Origin of the sequence: Chryseobacterium sp. RR2-3-20, from assembly GCF_017808115.1 — a bacterium.
Classification (GTDB): Bacteria; Bacteroidota; Bacteroidia; order Flavobacteriales; family Weeksellaceae; genus Chryseobacterium; species Chryseobacterium oryzae.
The window spans coordinates 1-4,163 of sequence record NZ_JADQBD010000116.1; the positions used below are offsets into that span (position 1 = coordinate 1).

3 protein-coding genes are annotated in these 4,163 nt (G+C 30.6%); 1 reads left to right on the forward strand and 2 read right to left on the reverse strand.

The window, feature by feature from the left end:
• Positions 1–164: 164 nt before the first annotated feature.
• A complete protein-coding gene (locus IV513_RS14955) occupies positions 165–2,699 on the forward strand; it encodes a phosphoenolpyruvate carboxylase (protein WP_209391360.1) in 2,535 nt (844 codons plus the stop codon).
• A gap of 122 nt (positions 2,700–2,821) precedes the next feature.
• On the opposite strand, the gene IV513_RS14960 is transcribed toward IV513_RS14955, so the two are convergent.
• Together IV513_RS14960 and IV513_RS14965 are read right to left on the reverse strand one after the other, a co-directional pair.
• Positions 2,822–3,322, reverse strand: coding sequence for a GNAT family N-acetyltransferase (locus IV513_RS14960; RefSeq protein ID WP_209391361.1), 501 nt, complete (start codon positions 3,320–3,322; stop codon positions 2,822–2,824).
• Between the two features lie 121 nt (positions 3,323–3,443).
• Positions 3,444–4,046: a hypothetical protein gene (locus IV513_RS14965; protein WP_209391362.1), complete on the reverse strand. Its 603-nt coding sequence runs from the start codon at positions 4,044–4,046 to the stop codon at positions 3,444–3,446.
• Positions 4,047–4,163 lie beyond the last annotated feature (117 nt).

Sequence of the window (4,163 nt, forward strand, 5' to 3'; positions counted from 1 at the left end):
TCTGTCCCAAAATGTGCTGAAAAACTGAATAAATTCATATCTAATTGTTTGATTACTACAAATATACAAAAGTTATGATAAATTACGGATATTCATATATTTTTAATCTGAATTTTATCGGTAAATCAAATAATTTTTACTGAAAATCTCCTAAATTTGTTATTATGATACAAGACCAGCGCGCAGAAAAATTCAGACAGATTGTAGAAAATAAATTTCAAATCTACAATTCTTTATTCATGAGTCTTCCTTATGATAAGATGACCAATATTGGGATGCTACTTCCTTTTCTGTATGAAGAAAGTAAAGAAGGATATTTGGTTGGGAAAACTCCAGTGGAAATTGTAGAAGAATTTTTCGTCAACCATACCGATTTGGTAAATGAAGATCAAAAGCTTGAACTGTTATTTAAAATTATACAATATATTGAAAGACAGGTGGTTTTGTTTGATAGTATTGAAGATGCTGCATTTCCCGGACTTCATTCTGAAAGCGATAGTGGTACCATTACCAATCTGTACGAAAGAGCGTATCATGACCATAAACTGGAAAAAGTACATGAAAAACTGAAGGATTTTACTGTAAAAGTGGTGTTTACTGCCCATCCAACGCAGTTTTATCCAAGTTCTGTCCAGCGAATCCTGCAGGATTTAAGACAGGCAATAGGTGCAGATTCAATCACCAATATCGATATGCTGCTTCAACAGCTTGGGAAAACTCCATTTGTAAATAAAGAAAAACCGACTCCAATAGACGAAGCTTTAAGCATCATTCATTATCTTAGATACGTTTATTACGATTCTATTGGAGAACTTTATGGTAAAATAAAGAAAACATTTGGCAACAGTCATTCTCATCTTCATGAAAATATCATTCAGCTTGGTTTTTGGCCTGGAGGAGATCGCGACGGAAATCCATTTGTTACTGCCGAAGTTACTAAAAAAGTTTCTGAGGAACTGCGTACCGCTATTCTGAAATCTTATTATGCCAATCTTAAAGATTTAAGACGGAGATTGAGTTTCCGTGGAGTTTCGGAAGTATTGACAAAACTGAGTGCAGAATTATATACAGCCATTTTTAAAAACGAAAAAATATCCAGTGAAGATATTCTGAAAAGGCTTGATGAAGCAGAGGAAATCCTTATTAATGAGCATAATTCCTTGTTTTTAGAAATTTTGGTTGATTTTAAAGATCGTGTAAAGATTTTCGGAACTCATTTTGCGACTTTAGATATACGACAAGACAGCAGAATTCATCAGACTGTTGTGGATGAAATTTTCGATGCGATTTTTGGAAATAAAGAAACTGATTATACTGAAAAATACAATAAACTTATTGAATTTAATGAGAAATTGAATTTTGATGATTATAGTGAAATTGTAAAAGAAACGTTGGGAAATGTTTCTCAAATTAAAGAAATTCAGGATTTTAATGGTATTAGAGGAATGCATCGCTACATTATTTCTAATTCTGATGCCGTAAAAGATGTTATGAATGTATATGCATTTTTCAAGATCTGTGGTTATCGTGATGAAGATATCAATATGGATATTGTACCGCTTTTTGAAACCATGGAAGGCCTTGAGAATGCTGAAAATGTCATGAAAGAATTGTATCTAAATCCTATTTATAAAAAACATTTAGAAAGAAGAGGAAATGAGCAGACCATTATGCTCGGTTTTTCGGATGGTACTAAAGACGGTGGATATTTGAAGGCAAACTGGGAAATATATAAAGCTAAAGAAGTTTTAACAAAAATTTCAGAAGAAAACGAGGTTAAAGTAGTGTTTTTTGACGGAAGGGGAGGGCCACCAGCAAGAGGTGGCGGTAAAACCCATGATTTTTATGCTTCTCAAGGTAAAACAATTGCCAATAATAAAATTGAATTAACCATTCAGGGACAGACCATTACCAGTATTTTTGGCAATAAAGAACAGGCAAAATATAATTTTGAACAGCTTTTAACAGCCGGTGTAGAAAATGATGTGTTCAAAAATTCCAAAAAAGATTTGTCTGCGAAAGAAAGAGCTTTGATTACTGAGTTAGCCAACATCAGTTATAAGAAATATTCTGACCTTAAAGCTCATCCAATGTTTGTGTCTTATCTTCAGGAAATGAGCACGTTAGAATATTATGGAAAAACCAATATAGGAAGCAGACCATCTAAACGCGGTGGAGATAATGAGCTTAAATTTGAAGATTTGAGAGCTATACCATTTGTAGGATCCTGGTCGCAATTGAAACAGAATGTACCAGGTTTTTTCGGGTTTGGATATGCAATGCAACGATTGAAAGAAGAAGGTAGATTTGATGAAGTTAAAGATCTTTACAAAGGTTCTGATTTCTTTAAAACACTTATTTTAAATTCAATGATGAGCATGAATAAATCATACTTTCCGCTTACTTATTACATTAAAGAAAATCCTAAGTTTGGGGCATTTTGGGAAATACTTTTTCAGGAATTTAATCTTTCTAAAGACATCATGTTGGAGCTGACTGGCTTTGCAATTCTTCAGCAGGAAGATCCTCTGTCCCGAAAATCTGTTAAAATTCGTGAAAAAATAGTACTTCCGCTTTTAAGTATTCAGCAATATGCACTTATGAAAATTCAAAAAGGAGAAGGCGATATAGAAGCATATAAAAAACTGGTAACGAGATCGTTATTTGGAAATATTAACGCAAGCAGAAATTCTGCATAATTTGAAATATTATATAATGAAAAATTTGTAATAGAAACGACTTTATTTGAAGCATTAGTTTTTCTGAATTCAATTCAGTCTTTAATCCAATTATGCTCATATTTTGAAGGAGAAAACTACAATTATTTTGTTCTCATCCAAATAAAATTATTTGCTTGGGATTGAAATAGTTTAAACTTATTCTTCTTTAAAACTTGAATGGATGAAAGGTTTTCAGAATCTGTTTCAGCAATTATATTGGTAATTTCAGTATTAATAAAAACCCATTCTATAATTTTTTCTATAGATTTAGACTTAATTCCTCTATTGTGAAATTTCGGAAAAGTGGCATATCCAATTTCTACTCTTCCGTTTGTTGGTTTCCCTTTAAAGCAAAATTCTCCAGCTATTTCATTTTCTTTTTTTAATATTATTATCCAAAAAGTATAAAAATAGAAGTTTTCTTCATCTTCGTTAATGTTTTTAAGAATTTTGCTTAGAATTTTCATTTTTACAGTTTCAGACATGAAGCGATCTTTTTCATGTATTCTCAGTTCTTTTTCAAGCTGATTACCTTCCGTATAACTTAAAAGTTGTTTTGAGTTTAAGGGAATTATTTTCAGTTCTTCTGTTTCAATAATCATTATCAAGGTTATTTTTAGATAATTTATGTTTTTTAAATAAACTAAGCTATTAAAAAATGATATTATAAGAAGCGGTAAATATATTTGAATATTTTGCCAACATCGTATTATCAGAAGTTTTTTATTCTAAAATCCATTTTATGAGATTTTCTTTTTCCACAATATTCCAAGAGTGTGGGTGCTTTTTACCGTTGGCTCGATAACCACGATTTTCAGTTTTTATTAATTCTAATTGCTGATTTCCTAGTTGTTTTAAAGCATTATATGTTTTCTCTAGTTTATAGGCATTTAAGTCTTCGTATTTTCTATTTCTATTTTCAGATTGCCATACTAAATCAGGTTCAGTGTAAAATCTAATTTTAATTTTAGTTAAATATTCAATGTTTTTAATTGAATTCTGTGATATTAAATAAGGAGAAAGATTTTTGTAATTTTCAAGATTAGTTTCTGGAACTCCGATTTTTTCATCCAGTAATTTAATCAGATATTTTCCTTCTTCAACGGCATCAGCATTTTTGTTGAGTTGCACATCATTTTGTGCATTTTTATATAATTCTTCTAAATCGAGCGGTGAGTCAATAATAAAAATTCCCTTAGGTTGTAACTTATTTTTAGTTTTTATCAAATAGTTAGAAATAAGAATAGTGATATTTCCTCCGCTTGAAAAACCGCCTATGTATACATTTTGATTTGAAATATTGTTTTCTTTAAAAATTGAATTCAATTTTTTTGCTAATTTTTCTTTTGATTATCCGTTTTTAATCATAACCCTGTAATGTTAGCAATAATAAGCCTTTCAAAGAGGCTATCTCCAAAATATCTTCGATTTAGCTTGTAGATG

What these genes read in the sequence shown, in the direction of transcription:
- IV513_RS14955 (WP_209391360.1), top strand. Translation starts at nt 165, where the DNA reads ATGATACAAGACCAGCGCGCAGAAAAATTCAGACAGATTGTAGAAAAT.
- IV513_RS14960 (WP_209391361.1), bottom strand. Translation starts at nt 3,322, where the DNA reads ATGATTATTGAAACAGAAGAACTGAAAATAATTCCCTTAAACTCAAAA.